Origin of the sequence: Shimia sp. R9_1, from assembly GCF_017743775.1 — a bacterium.
In the GTDB taxonomy this organism is placed as follows: Bacteria; Pseudomonadota; Alphaproteobacteria; order Rhodobacterales; family Rhodobacteraceae; genus Shimia.
Map to the genome: position 1 here is coordinate 340061 of NZ_JAGHRN010000002.1, position 15379 is coordinate 355439.

The window sequence follows — 15379 nt, forward strand, 5'->3', positions numbered from 1 at the left end:
CCGATCATGCCAAAGCCTTACGCGTTGAACGCCATTCTTCAATCATCTGCGCTGCTGTCACATGCAAGTCTGATCCGGTCAACTGTTGAAGTAAGCTGACGTCAAGTGAGACCTCCGCAACTGCGCTTTCCGGTGCGTTTTGCCAGTCGAAAGTATGATTTGCAGCCCGGAGCAGGTCATGCATTGCCACAGGTTTTGAGGTGGCCACATTCAGGATAGGAGGTGGAGTCTTTGCGTTTAAAACAGCGTCTATGGCGGTCCAGACAAGTGTTGGTGTTGTATAGCTCCGCAAGGGACTCATGCCATTTGGAAAGCGATCAAGCTTCAAGGTGTCGCCGGCGTTTAACGCCTCAAACAGGCTGTCAGCGCCCACGACATTGGAAAGCCTAAAGATAGTCGATTTCCTCGGTGAATTTGCGTCGCGGTGGATGGACAGAGCGGCTTCTTCCATCGCAACTTTCGCGGCCCCATATTCGTTTACAGGTGCTGGTTTCGAAATTTCAGAAAGCGCCTGTCCGGGGCCGTAAACCGCGCTGCTGGAGCAATGGATGATATGTTTCGCCCTACATAGTGACGCGATCTCGTTTGCGCGTTTCGCAAGATTTGTGTTTTGTGAGAGATCTCCGCTGCCGGGTACCACCCCCCAAAGCGCCAGCACAGCATTTGCAGTGGGAAATGCGCGCGTTTCAGACGAAACCACCAAGTCCAAATCTGCCGCCAAGTCGCGCCCGCACCAAATTGGCTTCCAATCATTGAGAAGGGTAGGAGACTGCTGGAGAGAAAAGCGCATCATTCGGGCAAGTTTTCCGGTGCTGCCCAGTACAAGCAAGGTTTTTTGATCGGCTAAATTTGGGGATATCGGAGAGTGGATTGACGTCAAAATGGGACCCTAAAAGGTTGTGCGATGCGCAATTGCATCGATATGACAGAATGGCATTCAAGCTTGTCAGTTACCAGAAGCATTTGCTCTTGGTCTTCATGCAGGTGCGCGCTAGCGTCAGTAAAAATCAACGGTATCAAAGCTAGCATAGGTTGTGTGAGGGCGACTGAGTGGTCGAGAAATCCACCTCTGCGATACAGCTGAGATACCGACGCAATACAGAGGATGATTTTGATGAAGATAGCCATGTGGAGCGGGCCGCGAAATCTGTCTACGGCGATGATGTATGCTTTTGGCAATCGTTCGGATTGTGCAGTGGTGGATGAGCCGTTTTATGCGGCTTATCTTGAAAAAACCGGCCTAGAACATCCGATGCGTGAAGAGATCCTGAGGTCACAACACCAGGATCCACAAGTGGTGGCTTCAGCGCTCTCAAGCACTAATCCAGATGGTAAACCCGTTTATTATCAAAAACATATGACCCAGCATATGATTGATGGCGTCCCCAGAGAGTGGATGAGGGATGCAAAAAATGTGTTTTTGCTGCGCCATCCGGCACGCGTGATCGCCTCATATGCGGCCAAACGAGAGAACCCCACACTTCAGGATATTGGTTTTCCTCAACAATTAGAACTTCTCCAACAAGTGCGTGACTGGGGCCAAGATGTCGTCATTGTTGACAGCCATGACATACGGGAAAACCCCGAGGATGCGCTGAAAAAGCTATGTGATGATATAGGCTTAGACTACGATCCGGCGATGCTCAGCTGGCCCAAAGGCGGGCATAAAGACGATGGGGTTTGGGCCAAACACTGGTATGGCGCGGTTTGGAGCTCCACGGGATTTGCGGGTGCAGAGGGCCCGTTGCCAGAGGTTCCTGTTAACCTCCAGCCGGTGCTTGATGCGGCTTTGCCAATCTACGAAGAGATGAAATCGCGAAAGCGCTGATCGTACTCAACGCGGAGGCAGGGAATGCTGCCTCCGTGAAAAGAGAATTTAAAGCAGGTGTTTAAGCTAGCAGCTGTCCCAGCTTCATGGCGACGCCCATGTCACCTGACACTTTGAGCTTGCCCAACATCAAAGCTGTGGTCGGCTTGAGATCTCCAGCCAGAAGCTTAGAGAGATTGTCCGCAGAGATTTTGACGGTACAGTCAGTATCACGATCATCGGTAGACGCTGTCCCGTCTGCCAGAACGAGCACTCCGGCATCTCCACAATCAAATTTCAGCGTGTTATCAAACGCTTGATCTTTTAACCCTTCGCGCATTTGCGCCGCAATCTCTTCCAGCATGTATCCTCCAAAAATAAGTCTCTCGCGAGTATTTAATCGCAGCCACATTGCGTTGCTGCAAGAGTTACGTTGGATTGGTTACCTCGACGTTAGGTGGCGAGGCTTCAGAGAAATTTGTCGTGTTCTTCTGGAGTTCAGCGTTCTGTCCGAAACTATCAAGTTGTTGGCTATTGGTGCCATGTTTTGTCTGATCGCGAAGAATAAATAGCTGATCGAACTAAAATTACACTTTTTATGGAGATCACCATGCGCCCTTTGATCCTGATAACCTGTTTAGTCACCTTCATTTCCGCTTGCTCAGACGCGGGAAGATATCCAATTACTGGATGTGACAGTAATGCGACCTACCCTCTGACTTGCAAACCCCAAGAAGAGCAGGATCCTGTACACAAAATGGACTCTACCGGCTTTACCTCTGTATTCAACTGAACTGTCGGTTTGATAGCAAACTGCCGGAAACAAAAAACCCGCCCATTGGGCGGGTTTTAGTTCTTAAAGTCGGGAAGTTTAATCCGCGTTGCGCTTGTTGCGCATGGCGATCAGCTTAAGGCGCAGTGCTTGCAGCTGAATGAAGCCGGCCGCGTCTTTTTGGTCATAAGCACCCGCGTCATCTTCAAAGGTTACGTGCTCTTCCGAATAAAGAGAATAGTCGGACCAACGGCCTACAGTGGTCGCGCTGCCTTTGTAGAGCTTGATACGCACGGTGCCTGTGACGTGCTCTTGGGATTTGTCGATCGCCGCCTGCAGCATCTCACGCTCTGGAGAATACCAGAAGCCGTTGTAGATCAGTTCAGCGTACTTTGGCATCAACTCATCTTTGAGATGCATCGCGCCACGGTCCATGGTGATGGACTCGATGCCGCGATGAGCTTCCAAAAGTACGGTGCCACCGGGTGTTTCATAGATGCCACGGGATTTCATGCCCACGAAGCGGCCTTCTACGAGGTCCAGACGGCCAATGCCGTGTTTGCCACCATATTCGTTCAGCTTGGTTAGAATGGTTGCCGGGCTCATCGTCTCGCCATTGATGCTGACCGCATCACCCTTTTCAAAGCCGATTTCGATGAATTCTGGCTCATTTGGTGCGTCCTCAGGATGGACGGTGCGCTGATAGACATAGTCCGGAGCCGCGACGGCCGGATCTTCCAATACTTTACCTTCTGAAGAGGTGTGCAAAAGGTTCGCGTCCACTGAGAAGGGCGCTTCGCCGCGTTTGTCTTTGGCGATGGGAATCTGATGCTGTTCGGCAAAGTCGATAAGTTTGGTTCGGGAAGAAAGATCCCACTCACGCCAAGGCGCAATTACTTTGATGTCGGGGTTCAGCGCATAGGCGGCCAGCTCAAAGCGCACCTGGTCGTTGCCTTTGCCGGTTGCGCCATGTGCCACCGCATCTGCGCCCGTTGCCTCCGCAATCTCGATCAGACGTTTGGAGATCAGCGGGCGTGCAATCGACGTGCCCAACAGATAGAGCCCTTCATAAACCGCATTGGCGCGGAACATTGGGAAAACGAAATCTCGTACAAACTCTTCGCGCACATCTTCGATGTAGATGTTCTCTGGTTTGATGCCCAGCAGTTCCGCCTTTTGGCGGGCCGGTTCAAGCTCTTCACCTTGACCCAAATCTGCGGTGAAGGTCACCACCTCACAGCCATATTCGGTTTGCAGCCATTTCAGGATGATTGAGGTATCCAGGCCACCGGAATAGGCCAGCACAACTTTCTTCGGAGCCGACATGTCTTTTCCCTTCGTCCATATAACGCTCGCGCGATAGCGGTTTTTAACCGCTTGGGCAAGGAGAGCCTCCCTCCGGAGCCGATAATGATTGTGAAACACTTAAAAAGGGCTGGATCCCGTTAGGTAGCCGCTCTTGGAGAGACAAATGATCTCGGGTTTGATTGCGGACCCTTGCGCGCTAAACTGTTAGCGGTTAGAGGAACGGGCGCAGTGCCTCAATAGCTCAGCTGGTAGAGCAGGTCCTTCGTAAGGACAAGGTCGGGGGTTCGAGTCCCTCTTGAGGCACCATCTTTCAGCTTCAAAATTGCCGTAACACTTACCACAAACCCAAAGGCACGATTTGTCTATGAGCGGGCTCTGCTTTTTGGTTCGCGCGTGTTTGACTGATATGAAGCGATTTCTGGCTTTGCGAATTCCCAAAGCAGGTCGAGCAGTTCTTCTTTCTTGAAGGGCTTTGAAAGGACTGCGTTCATTTTTTGGGTGAGATAGGTCTCACGATCTTCTTTGCTAGCATTGGCTGTGAGCGCGATGATGGAGGTGGGTTCTAAGTCGTGCACAAGTTCGTATTCACGAATGCGCAGTGTTGCTTCCAACCCGCCCATTATCGGCATGGATATGTCCATGAGCACGACAGAGAAACTCGGGTCATCTTGGAAGGCATCTACCGCCTCTTGTCCGTTTACGCAGAATTGAAATTCAACAGGCTGATTTTTGAACAACTTCTCCAATACCAACCGATTAACCTTGTTGTCATCCGCAGCAAGGATCCGCCAATTGGGTAATTCTGTTTTCGTATCTCGTGGGGTATTCAACGCATCTTCTTCAGGAGACAGGCGTTCTATGAGAGTGGAGTTGGTCATCAACGGACTCAGTGATGGATACTTACCTCTCGTTTGGTCACCATCGCCAATCTCAAATACATGGCACTTCGACTTTTCCACGTTCTGCTGCGCCGATTTCGGGAGCTTCGACCCACCAACCAGGATCACATGCCGATTCATCAGTGGAAGATTGAATTCGCTCATACGCAGTAGGACAACTTCTGCACCAACATAAGCCAATCGGTCTTGCCAAAACCGCGCCAACTCTGGCGAGTCTTGGGTTAATATGGCAATGCGTTTACCATTCAGATTGTTAATTGGGGCGTGTCCGCAGCCCGTCGTGCACAGGGGCAAAACAATCGAGAAGGTGGTTCCTTCACCCAGAACAGATGACACGGAGATTTGGCCCTCCATGACATCAATCAGCCCCTTTGTAATCGCGAGCCCCAAGCCGCTGCCATCAAAGGTGCGCGTTGCCGAATTGTCCACCTGTTTAAATGCCTCAAACACCCGGTCCAGCTTGTCTTCGGCGATGCCGACGCCGGTGTCGGAAACATGTATTTCGAAAGAGTCGTCTTGTGTGTGGGCGCGTCTTTGGAGGGAAACTCGGACACGTCCGCTTAGGGTGAATTTGTTCGCATTCCCAACGACATTCAGCAGGATTTGCCGCAGTCTTTTGGCGTCGGACCAAATCACTCTTGGCATGGCTTTATCTAATGTCACTTCAAAGGCCACGTCAGGTTTTTCGAGCCCCTGTTTGACTAGACCCACAACTTCATAGACCAGATCGTCAATCAAAACAGGCTCACTTGATGTCTCAAACTGTCCTGCCTCCAACTTTGAAAAGTCCAAGATATCGTTGATAATCCCGACAAGAGCCAAGCCAGAAGAGCGGATAACATTGACCGATTCCCGCGCTTCGGTGGAAAGGTCTTCGTCCAACAAAGCTTCTGACATACCAATGATCCCATTCATCGGCGTTCTGATTTCGTGGCTCATATTGGCTAGAAAACGGCTCTTGGTTTTGTTGGCTTCCTCGGCCTGAAGCGCTGCTTGATTGAGGCGTTTTTCGTGCTCCTTTTGGCGTGTTGTGTCTCGCTCTACGGCAATCAGACGCACCAATGTACCGCTTTCATCAAAAACCGGGTTGATCGCGACCTCCACCCAATAGGGGCGCCCGTCTTTTGCATGGTTGATCAATTCGACAGTCACCGCCTTTCCAGCGTTTAGATTGCGAGACATGGTTGCAATGGCTTTTGGATCAGACAGTTCGCCCTGAAGTAGCGCACCCGGAGATTTTCCGAGAACCTCTCCCAGTTTATAGCCTGTTAGGTTTTCAAACGCTGGGTTGACCCAGGTGATCAGCCTGTTTTTATCCGTGATGACCACTGCATCATTGGAACGGATGGCGACTTCTGACAGTTCCCTATGTTTCTGTTCTAGTTCCTCCATTTCGGTTTTGGCTTTCTCTAGGGCTTTGACAGGCCGAACCAACAGCCGATGGCCGAGCAGTGACATACATGGAGCTGCCACCAACAGAATTCCGAAAATCGCCCATGTGAGAGATCGCAAAAGTGCCGTTCGTGCCTGATCCAGTGCCGCTGCGTCCCACTGCACTTGAAGGGTTAGCCCGGTGCCTTCCAGGTTGCTTGCAAACAACCAATTTGCGGGATCATGTTGCTGGGTTCGCGTCAGCGTCAAGGTTTCCACCCCAGACGGGATGATTTGAGCCGGAAGACTCCATTCGGCGTCAATAGCTACTAGAACGCCTTCGACAAACCCGTTTGCCAGTACCGGCACGGCTACCATTAATGTTGGCGTGCTCTCAAAATAGACGACGTCAAACAGTGTTTGTTCGGCTGCGACAACGCGCTGCGCCAAGAGATTGGTATGATCTGAGAGGCGCTTGTTTAGAATATTGTTTGCGTCTAGCCGGAGAATTTCTTCCGGGAGAAAATCGTACAAGAGAGTGCCGTCAAAGGGGGCAATTTCGAGATAGCGGTCAAAGATTGCATCTGCATAGATGTCCGTTTGCACATCTCCCAAGACACGATTTACGATGGCTGGTTGCGTGGCGAGAAAAGCCAGACCTAAGCCCAACTGATCCATATGAGTGTGCAACCGATCCGCAAGTGCGTCACCTTCAACTTTGGCAAATTCCTGTTGGGAACTCAGGGTTTGTTCTGACACCGAAAAACGCACCACGGCGCTGGTGAAGGCCCCTGATACCAATGAGGCGAGCACAACGAAGATGTTGAAGAACAACGTGTAGCGCATTGAGCTGGCCATTTTTAGAAGTGGTCAGACTTGGCGGTAACAATACGGTCCTCGTTGTCGAAACGCGCCATACAGAAGTCTCCTACTTCGAGTGCTTCATGCGCTTCTGGATTTTGAACCGCATATTCCGAAAAGGGGAACTCATAGCGGCGGAGCAACCCGTCGATCGGGCCTTCGATATTGGTCAGTGCTTTGATCAACATCGCGCGTTGTGTTGATATATCGGCTTCATCCTCGATGTTGCGCAATGCTTCAATGAACAGGAGACCGAGATCATATCCGTGAAAGAACCCGGCTGGCGCTCGCAAATAGCCACTGTCATCAAAATCCTTACCATAGGTTTTGACGATCTGCTTTAGGCGCGCACCGGAAGATCCTGCCGGTGTTTCGAAACTAAAGCAGGGCTGAATGAATCGGAGCTGCAACCCGTCGCGCACTTCTACCGGAATATCCTCTTCGAAGTCTCCTCCGGTAATGCCCCAATGACTCAGCATTCTGGTTTTCATATCTGTTTTGTGGAGTGCGGTGAAAATGACAGAAGCATCTTTCGCATTGCCCACATAAATGGCGCAATCACTGCCTGCGACATCCAATGCGTTGGCAAGGGACAAGGCATCAGCCTCACCCAGGTTACCCTCGAAATATCGGATGTTATAGCGATTAAACCCGAGAGATTTCATCTCCGCGGTCATGGTGCGCTCATTGGATTCTCCCCATCCTGACCGCCACAAGATTAGGGTGATATGCTGGCATTTGTCCTGTGTCACGGCCTGCGGAACAAGGATTTTTGCCGCTTTCGCATCATCTAGAGACAGGCGAAAGATGCTATTTTTGGAAGTTTGTGCACGTGTGAGTGGGGCAGCGGCCGACCAGGGAAGTAGCAATGGTATGCCATTTTCATTCACATAGTCTTTGGAGGAGAGATAAGGCGGGGAGTGCAGGCCTCCCACGACCGCGATTGCCTGAGGGTCGTCTAGAAACTGCTGGAGATGTCTCTTTGAGCGTTTGCTATTGGCGCGGTGATCAAGAGGCACAAATTCAATCTCGCGCCCATTTACAACACGATCTACCTCGTCAAACGCGGCGAGAATACCAATTTCGATTGACCGTGCAGAGGCGTAGTTGGAAGTCCGATCCGCATCCAAATACACCTTGTAGATATCGGCCGAAGCCATGCCAGATAGGCTGCAGAGCAGCGCCAACACACGCAGAAACATAACAACACCAGAACAAAACACATACACTTGATCCGAAAAGAGTAAGAAGAAAATCTTAACAAAGCCTCTAGCCGGCTTTGCGCAGAAAGGGCGCGGAGGATCGATGGTGTTTTGAGCGGAGCAGCCTGCTTGTTATGCGGGCTTCAGGACCTTCCTGCCGGAATCTTCCAAGGTCCAGACATCCGAGCCTTCAAAGACGGCCACTGAAATAGGCTTTCCGTAGCCAGCTCCTGTGTCCAGGTCGATGCGATTGCCTTTGTGTTCGACGGTTTCAACAACCGTATGGCCGTGTACCACCAGCCAGGGATGCGGCCGGGGATCGGAAAGAAAATCGTCTCTGATCCAGCATAAATCGTCTTCTGACTGATCTTCCAACGCGATGCCAGGTCGAATGCCTGCGTGTACAAAGAGGATAGAGTCCATGAGGTGAAACAAAGGCAGGCTCGATATGAACTCTATGTGCTCTTTGGGAACAAGCGCGAGCGCGTCAGTATGAATGTCCTCGACAGCTCGATCGACGTGAGCATCTACACCATAGCTGGCCACTGTTTCGGCGCCACCCAGTCGCGGATGAAGCCATGTGAGTTCTGGTCGCAGGCGGGGATCATGCTTTGGTTGTGCGCCCATGAAATATTCAAACATGCGATCATGATTGCCCTTCACAACGGTCCAAGGGCGGCCTTCATTTCTTGCGTGCATAAGCCTATCGACCACACCGCAACTGTTTGGTCCGCGATCTACAAGGTCCCCTAGAAAGACAATACGCGCATCGGGACCGCCGTCTGCCTCAATGCGCGCAAGTATGTCTTCTAGCTTCTCGAGATGCCCGTGAATGTCGCCGATGGCGTAAACTGGATCTGTCATCGGAGTTCATCTGCTGTTTGAATAATCTGCCCAACAAGACCGTAGTCGACGGCTTCCCGCGCTGTAAGCCAAAAATCTCGTTGAGTGTCGTTGGCTATTTGTTCCGGAGTATGGCTGGTCGCTTCGGCAAACATAGTGTCAAAGCGGGCACGCATCATCCGAATTTGTTGCGCTTGAATTTCCATGTCGGATGCCTGTCCGGCAATGCCGCCAGACGGTTGGTGGAGCAAGAAACGAGTATTAGGCAGGCAAAACCGATTTTCAGCCTGTGCACCGACAAAAATCAACGCACCTGCACTTGCCACCCAGCCGGTGCCGATTGTGCGTACTTTGGGTCGGATGAAGCGGATGACATCATGCACCATATCGCCGCTTTCCACATGCCCACCGGGAGAGGAAATAAACACGTTGATCGGGTCATCCCCGGCCTCAGCAAGCGAGAGCAGGTGGGTCACTGTGCGGCGGGCGAGAACATCGTTGATTTCTCCGGCAACAATCACGTTGCGGCTTTGGAAAAACAGCTGGTCAATCGGGCCGGAAACGGTGGGTGAGTGCTGGTCAGCGTCACGCATTTGGGGAAACATGGAAACCTCCTAAACCGACTATGTGTAAACACCCCCACTGTTGATTGGAGATCTTCTGAGCACAACCCCAGAGGATCTTTCAGAGACAACAAAAAAGCGCCGCCAAATCGAGGCGGCGCTTTTGTTGGCTTCGCCACAGTTTAAGCGACGTCAAAGACCAGTGGTTTGACTTGGCGGAACATATCGGTTTCTGCCAGTTTCGCACGCGCTTCGGCGGGGACCGGTTCGTCTACATAAAGGAGTGCAATCGCTTCGCCGCCGACGTCCGCACGACCCAATGTAAAGTTTGCGATGTTCACGCCATTGTCGCCCAATGTCTGACCCAGCGTACCGATGATGCCAGGCACATCCTCATTGGTGGTGTAGAGCATGTTGGCCCCGATCTCGGCATCGATATTGATGCCTTTGATCTGGATGAAACGCGGCTTGCCATCCGAGAAGACGGTGCCTGCGATGGAGCGTTCACGCTTGTCGGTCACCACTGTCACTTTGATGTAGCCATCAAAGGTGCCGGACTTGTCCTGGTTGGTGGTCGAAATCTGAATACCACGCTCTTTGGCGACCACAGGGGCGGAAACCATGTTCACGTCTGGGTTGGCCTTTTTCATGATCCCAGCCACCACAGCGCAATTCAGAGCTGCAAGATTCATATCCGCGGCCACGCCGTCATAGAGGATGTTGATGGCCTTAATTGGCTCGTCTGTCATCTGGCCCGAGAAGGCGCCAAGATGATCTGCCAATTTGATCCAGGGTCCCATCACCTTGGCTTCTTCCGCGGTCACCGACGGCATGTTGAGCGCATTTTCAACAGCGCCGGTCAGAAGGTAGTTGGACATTTGCTCCGCCACTTGCAGAGCGACATTCTCCTGAGCCTCGGTGGTCGCTGCGCCAAGGTGCGGGGTGCAGACCACATTGGGCAGATTGAAGAGTGCGTTTTCTTTGGCGGGCTCTTCGGAGAACACGTCAAAGGCCGCACCAGCAACATGGCCGGATTTCAGCAGCTCGGCCAGTGCTTCTTCGTCCACCAGACCACCGCGAGCACAGTTGATGATCCGCACGCCTTTTTTGGTCTTCTCAAGGTTCTCACGGCTCAGGATATTGGCGGTCTGTTCCGTGAATGGCACGTGCAGCGTGATGAAATCAGCGCGGGCGAGCAATTCGTCCAGCTCCACTTTTTCCACACCCATCTTGCCGGCTTTCTCGGCGGACAAAAATGGATCATATGCGACAACCTTCATCTTCAGACCACGGGCACGATCACATACGATGCCACCAATGTTGCCGGCACCGATCACGCCGAGGGTTTTGTTGGTCAGTTCGACCCCCATAAATTTGGACTTTTCCCATTTCCCGGCATGGGTCGATGTGCTGGCTTCCGGGATTTGGCGCGCCACAGCAAACATCATCGCGATGGCATGTTCTGCAGTTGTGATCATGTTGCCGAAAGGCGTGTTCATCACGATCACACCCTTTTTAGAAGCAGCTTCCTTGTCCACATTGTCGGTGCCAATGCCTGCGCGGCCGACCACTTTGAGGTTTGTGGCTGCCTTCAGGATTGTCGGGGTTACCTTGGTGGCGGAGCGGATCGCCAACCCGTCATATTGACCAATCACTTCGGCCAATTTCTCTTTGTCTTTGCCAAGGTCAGGCATGAAATCGACGTCGATGCCGCGGTCGCGGAAAATTTGAACGGCGGTTTCGCTGAGCTTGTCGGATACGAGTACTTTGGGAGCCATTTTGAGCGTCCTTTGGAAAATCTATGTCAGGGAAGGTGCGCAACAACTGCGCACCCGACGTCGGGTGTGCCCTCGGGGCGCCCCTCTTAGGCTTGCGCTGTGATTTCGGCCTCAAAGGCCCATGTGAGCCATGGCAGCATGGCCTGCAGATCGGAGGTCTCAACCGTGCCGCCACACCAGATGCGAAGGCCAGCAGGTGCGTCGCGATAGGCGCCGATGTCCAAGGCGATGTTTTCTGCCTCAAGACGTTTGGCGACTGCCTTAGCAAAGGCTGCACCGTCCTGAATGCGGTCGTCTGAGAACTTCAGGCATACCGATGTGTTGGAACGCGTGGTTTCGTCTTCGGCGAGGTTCGTGATCCAGTCGTTTCCGTCACAGAAATCGAAAACCGCTTTGGCGTTGGCATCCGCGCGCGCGATGAGACCTTTCAGGCCACCCACAGACCGCGCCCAATCCAGCGCAAAGAGATAGTCTTCGACTGCCAGCATGGAGGGGGTGTTGATGGTGGCGCCGGTAAAAATGCCTTCGATCAGCTTGCCGCCTTTGGTCAGACGGAAGATCTTAGGCAGCGGCCAGGCCGGTGTGTAGCTTTCCAGCCGTTCCACAGCGCGCGGGCTCAGGACAATCACGCCATGCGCCGCTTCGCCGCCCAGCACTTTCTGCCAGGAGAAGGTGGTCACATCCAGCTTGTCCCAGGGCAGATCCATCGCAAATGCGGCGGAGGTCGCATCACAGATTGTCAGCCCTTCGCGGTCATCCGCAATCCAGTCGGCATTTGGCACGCGCACACCAGAGGTGGTGCCGTTCCAAGTGAAGACGACATCATTTTTCTTGGTGTCGACGGTCGCCAGATCCACGATCTGACCATAGTCGGCGGTCTTAACCTCGGCGTCGATCTTAAGCTGCTTCACCACATCGGTGACCCAGCCAGCGCCAAAGCTTTCCCATGCCAGCATTTCGACTTTGCGTGCGCCCAGAAGGGACCAGAGCGCCATTTCAACCGCGCCTGTGTCAGAGGCGGGCACGATACCAATACGGTAATCTGCGGGGATGCCCAGGATCTCGCGCGTGCCTTCAATCGCGGCCTTCAGCTTGTCCTTGCCGATGGCGGCACGGTGGCTGCGGCCGAGAGCGGCATCTGCGAGCTTGGTGACATCAAATGTGGGGGGCTTGGCACAGGGGCCAGAGGAGAAACGCGGGTTCGCCGGGCGAACCGCCGGTTGCTGAGTAGCCATAAATGCTATCCTTCCAGATAAATGCCTCTCGTTGGGGAGAGGTGTCCCACGGACCGACTTAGGCGGAGTGGCGGGATCTCACAACATGAAAAATCCGCGTTGACGACAGTTTGTGATTCAAAAGCGACGCCAAATGACCACTATCGGAAACATTCGGTCACATGAACGATGTGGGTGCGGCAGGTGCAGATTCTGATGAATAAAACCTTACGGTCAGAAATATCCGAGACTGGAATCATCTTTGCCGCCGTGCTCTATGGCGCCCAAGCTAACTTCAAATCTGTTGAGGCCCCCGATGTTCACTGCCACGCTTTTGACCAATCCGACGTTACCAAGTCTTGATGGGGCGCTTGTGGAGAATTTGCGCAATGCGTGGGGAGGTGACACCGTACATTGGCTCGCAGTTGAAGAGGCTGCGGAGTTTGCTCTGCCTAACAATCCCGACAATCTTTGGGAGGTTTGGGCTGATTTGCAAAAGATGGGTGTGGATCTCGTTGTTCAGCCGACTGAAGGCCGTCGCAAGAAGATGCTTCTGGCGGACATGGACAGCACGATGATCGAGCAAGAGTGCATCGATGAGTTGGCTGACGAAGCGGGTGTCGGGGATCGCGTCAAAGACATCACCGCAAGGGCGATGAACGGAGAACTCGATTTTGAAGGTGCATTGACGGAGCGCGTTGGCCTGTTGAAAGGCTTAGATCAGGGGGTGATCGCCAAGGTGCTCGCGGAACGCATCACTTTCATGCCTGGGGGGAAAGCGCTTTTGGCGACAATGAAAGCGGAAGGCGCCTACGCAGCGTTGGTGTCAGGCGGTTTCACAGCCTTTACCGCCAAAGTGGCATCCGAACTTGGCTTTGACGAAAACCGCGCCAACACGCTCTTGGTTGCAGATGAAAAACTGACCGGGGATGTGGGGCGCCCTATCTTGGGGCGCGAAGCGAAGGTGCAGGCGCTCAAAGAGATCACCGAACGACTTGGGCTTGCGCATGAAGATGTGATGGCTGTGGGTGATGGTGCCAATGACCTTGGCATGCTGGGGCTCGCTGGGGCAGGGGTAGCGCTACACGCAAAGCCTTCAGTCGCGGCAGAATGTGACATCCGCATCAACCATGGGGACCTCACCGCGCTGCTGTATATCCAAGGCTATGCCAAGTCTGAGTTCGCGGGCCTCTAATACATGCTGGAATTTGGGGTTGAGGGGCTGCTGCTCTTACTGGCAGCAGGATTTTTTGCGGGCTTCGTGGATGCGATAGCTGGTGGCGGCGGATTGATCACGGTGCCGGCGTTGATGATTGCCGGTGTGCCGCCCGTGCAAGCACTCGCAACAAACAAGATACAAGGGATGTTTGGATCAGGCACCGCTGCCTATTCCTATGCAAAGAGTGGCTTGGTCGATCTGCGCGCTCAGGCTGGACCTGCACTGTTGGCGTTTATCGCATCGCTTGGCGGCGCACTCCTTGTATCCGTTTTGCCAACAGATTGGATTCGGCTGATCTTGCCGGTTCTGCTGATCGGAATTGCGCTATTCTTTGCCCTTCGCAAAGATCCCGGCGAGATGGATCGTACAGCGCGTCTCAAACCCATCATCTTTTCCCTGACGGCTGTTCCGGTTGTTGCCTTCTATGACGGTATCTTGGGGCCGGGCGCGGGCAGTTTCTATATGATCGCCTTCGTTGCGCTGGGCGGCTACGGCATCTTGAAAGCGACCGCGCATACCAAGCTTCTGAATTTCGCTTCCAATGTTGGCGGGCTCGCCGGGTTTATCCTCGTTGCCAACCCGCTTTGGGCTATTGGCTTAGCTATGGGCGCGATGCAAATTTTGGGCGCTCGGCTTGGTGCCAAGGTGGCCATGGCGAAAGGGGCGAGGTTGATCCGCCCGCTTTTGGTGGCAACCTCCGTCGCATTGGCGCTCAAACTGCTCTGGGATGTGCTCTGACAAAGCTTGAATTTAACATTTGTGTTAAATAGAGAATCCCCTCAAGATCAGGCTATGACTCGCCTGACCACAACCTTTGCAGCCCTTTCCGATGAAACCCGCCTTGCCATGGTGGAGCGTCTTATGGCTGTTGGGGAGCTTCCAGCCGGTGATCTTGTGGCAGATGCGTCGATCAGCGGTCCCGCAGTATCTCGCCATCTTAAAGTACTGCGCAACGCAGGTCTGGTGACACAGCGCGCAGAGGGCACAAAACGTCTTTACAGCGTTCGACCGGAAGCGCTGCAAGCCGTTGCTGGATGGACAATGGATCATAAAGCGTTTTGGCAGTCAGGCTTGGAGCGTTTGGATGCCCTGTTGGCGGAGGAAACGTCGTGAGCGATGCGCGATTGGAAAGGGAGTTCTCTGTCTCGCCTGAGCGCCTCTACGCTGCGATCACAAATCCGGCTGACCTGAGCCGTTGGTGGGGGCCGGAAGGCATGACATTGGGCGACCACACTTTAGATTTTACGCGACTTGGCCCGTGGCATTCTGTCAAAATCAGTGACGCTGGTCGGCAGATGAAAATGTCAGGCCAAGTGACAAGTATCGATCCGCCACATTCGGTCGGGTTTACTTGGGCTTGGCACGACGAAAATGATCAACGTGGACATGAAAGTCATGTCACATTCACCGTTGAGGCGACGGCGCGGGGCGCCAAGCTAATTATAGATCACAAGAACTTGCAGGACGAAGAAGCTGTGCGTGGCCACAGTTGGGGCTGGAACAGTTCTACCAATAGGCTGCGGGCGCTTCTCGAATAAATTT

14 protein-coding genes and 1 tRNA gene are annotated in these 15379 nt (G+C 53.2%); 6 read left to right on the top strand and 9 right to left on the bottom strand.

Annotated elements, in window-relative coordinates:
- Positions 1-4: 4 nt before the first annotated feature.
- Positions 5-880: an NAD-dependent epimerase/dehydratase family protein gene (locus tag J7399_RS07970; protein WP_209085157.1), complete on the bottom strand. Its 876-nt coding sequence runs from the start codon at positions 878-880 to the stop codon at positions 5-7.
- 234 nt (positions 881-1114) lie between these two features.
- Between J7399_RS07970 and J7399_RS07975 the strand changes: the two genes are divergently transcribed.
- A complete protein-coding gene (locus J7399_RS07975) occupies positions 1115-1828 on the top strand; it encodes an HAD family hydrolase (RefSeq protein WP_209085159.1) in 714 nt (237 codons plus the stop codon).
- Positions 1829-1889: 61 nt separating this feature from the next.
- Here J7399_RS07975 and J7399_RS07980 read toward each other — a convergent pair whose 3' ends face one another.
- Complete coding sequence (locus J7399_RS07980; RefSeq protein WP_209058292.1) at positions 1890-2171, bottom strand: SCP2 sterol-binding domain-containing protein; 282 nt, start codon at positions 2169-2171, stop codon at positions 1890-1892.
- 507 nt (positions 2172-2678) lie between these two features.
- Entirely contained in the window at positions 2679-3905 is a 1227-nt protein-coding gene (locus J7399_RS07985) for an argininosuccinate synthase (RefSeq protein WP_209085161.1), read from the bottom strand.
- 212 nt (positions 3906-4117) lie between these two features.
- Here J7399_RS07985 and J7399_RS07990 point away from each other — a divergent pair.
- Positions 4118-4193, top strand: a tRNA-Thr gene (locus J7399_RS07990).
- A 56-nt stretch (positions 4194-4249) separates the two neighbouring features.
- Here the strand turns inward: J7399_RS07990 and J7399_RS07995 are convergent.
- The 6 genes from J7399_RS07995 to J7399_RS08020 form a co-directional block, all read right to left on the bottom strand.
- On the bottom strand, positions 4250-7003 hold the full coding sequence (locus tag J7399_RS07995) for an ATP-binding protein (RefSeq protein WP_209085162.1): 2754 nt from the start codon (positions 7001-7003) through the stop codon (positions 4250-4252).
- Between the two features lie 14 nt (positions 7004-7017).
- The gene (locus J7399_RS08000) at positions 7018-8220 is read right to left on the bottom strand and encodes an ABC transporter substrate-binding protein (protein ID WP_209085163.1); all 1203 of its coding nucleotides are present in this window, start codon (positions 8218-8220) and stop codon (positions 7018-7020) included.
- A 132-nt stretch (positions 8221-8352) separates the two neighbouring features.
- The gene (locus J7399_RS08005; protein ID WP_209085164.1) at positions 8353-9084 is read right to left on the bottom strand and encodes a metallophosphoesterase family protein; all 732 of its coding nucleotides are present in this window, start codon (positions 9082-9084) and stop codon (positions 8353-8355) included.
- Positions 9081-9668, bottom strand: coding sequence for an ATP-dependent Clp protease proteolytic subunit (locus J7399_RS08010; RefSeq protein WP_209085167.1), 588 nt, complete (start codon positions 9666-9668; stop codon positions 9081-9083). The genes J7399_RS08005 and J7399_RS08010 overlap by 4 nt, the downstream gene beginning before the upstream one ends.
- Before the next feature lie 140 nt (positions 9669-9808).
- Complete coding sequence (gene serA, locus J7399_RS08015; RefSeq protein ID WP_209085170.1) at positions 9809-11404, bottom strand: phosphoglycerate dehydrogenase; 1596 nt, start codon at positions 11402-11404, stop codon at positions 9809-9811.
- 86 nt (positions 11405-11490) lie between these two features.
- Positions 11491-12639, bottom strand: a complete 1149-nt coding sequence (locus tag J7399_RS08020; RefSeq protein ID WP_209085173.1) for a phosphoserine transaminase — start codon at positions 12637-12639, stop codon at positions 11491-11493.
- Positions 12640-12934: 295 nt separating this feature from the next.
- Here J7399_RS08020 and serB point away from each other — a divergent pair, with 295 nt between their 5' ends.
- The 4 genes from serB to J7399_RS08040 are packed head-to-tail and all read left to right on the top strand — an operon-like array spanning position 12935 to position 15375.
- Positions 12935-13813 carry a phosphoserine phosphatase SerB gene (gene serB, locus J7399_RS08025; protein ID WP_209085176.1) on the top strand — a complete coding sequence of 293 codons (879 nt, stop codon included), beginning with the start codon at positions 12935-12937 and terminating at the stop codon, positions 13811-13813.
- Positions 13814-13816: 3 nt separating this feature from the next.
- Positions 13817-14575: a TSUP family transporter gene (locus J7399_RS08030; protein WP_209085181.1), complete on the top strand. Its 759-nt coding sequence runs from the start codon at positions 13817-13819 to the stop codon at positions 14573-14575.
- Positions 14576-14629: 54 nt separating this feature from the next.
- Positions 14630-14950 (top strand): metalloregulator ArsR/SmtB family transcription factor, encoded by a 321-nt coding sequence (locus tag J7399_RS08035; protein WP_209085184.1) that lies wholly within the window; start codon positions 14630-14632, stop codon positions 14948-14950.
- On the top strand, positions 14947-15375 hold the full coding sequence (locus tag J7399_RS08040) for an SRPBCC domain-containing protein (RefSeq protein WP_209085187.1): 429 nt from the start codon (positions 14947-14949) through the stop codon (positions 15373-15375). Before J7399_RS08035 ends, J7399_RS08040 begins: the two co-directional genes overlap by 4 nt.
- Positions 15376-15379 lie beyond the last annotated feature (4 nt).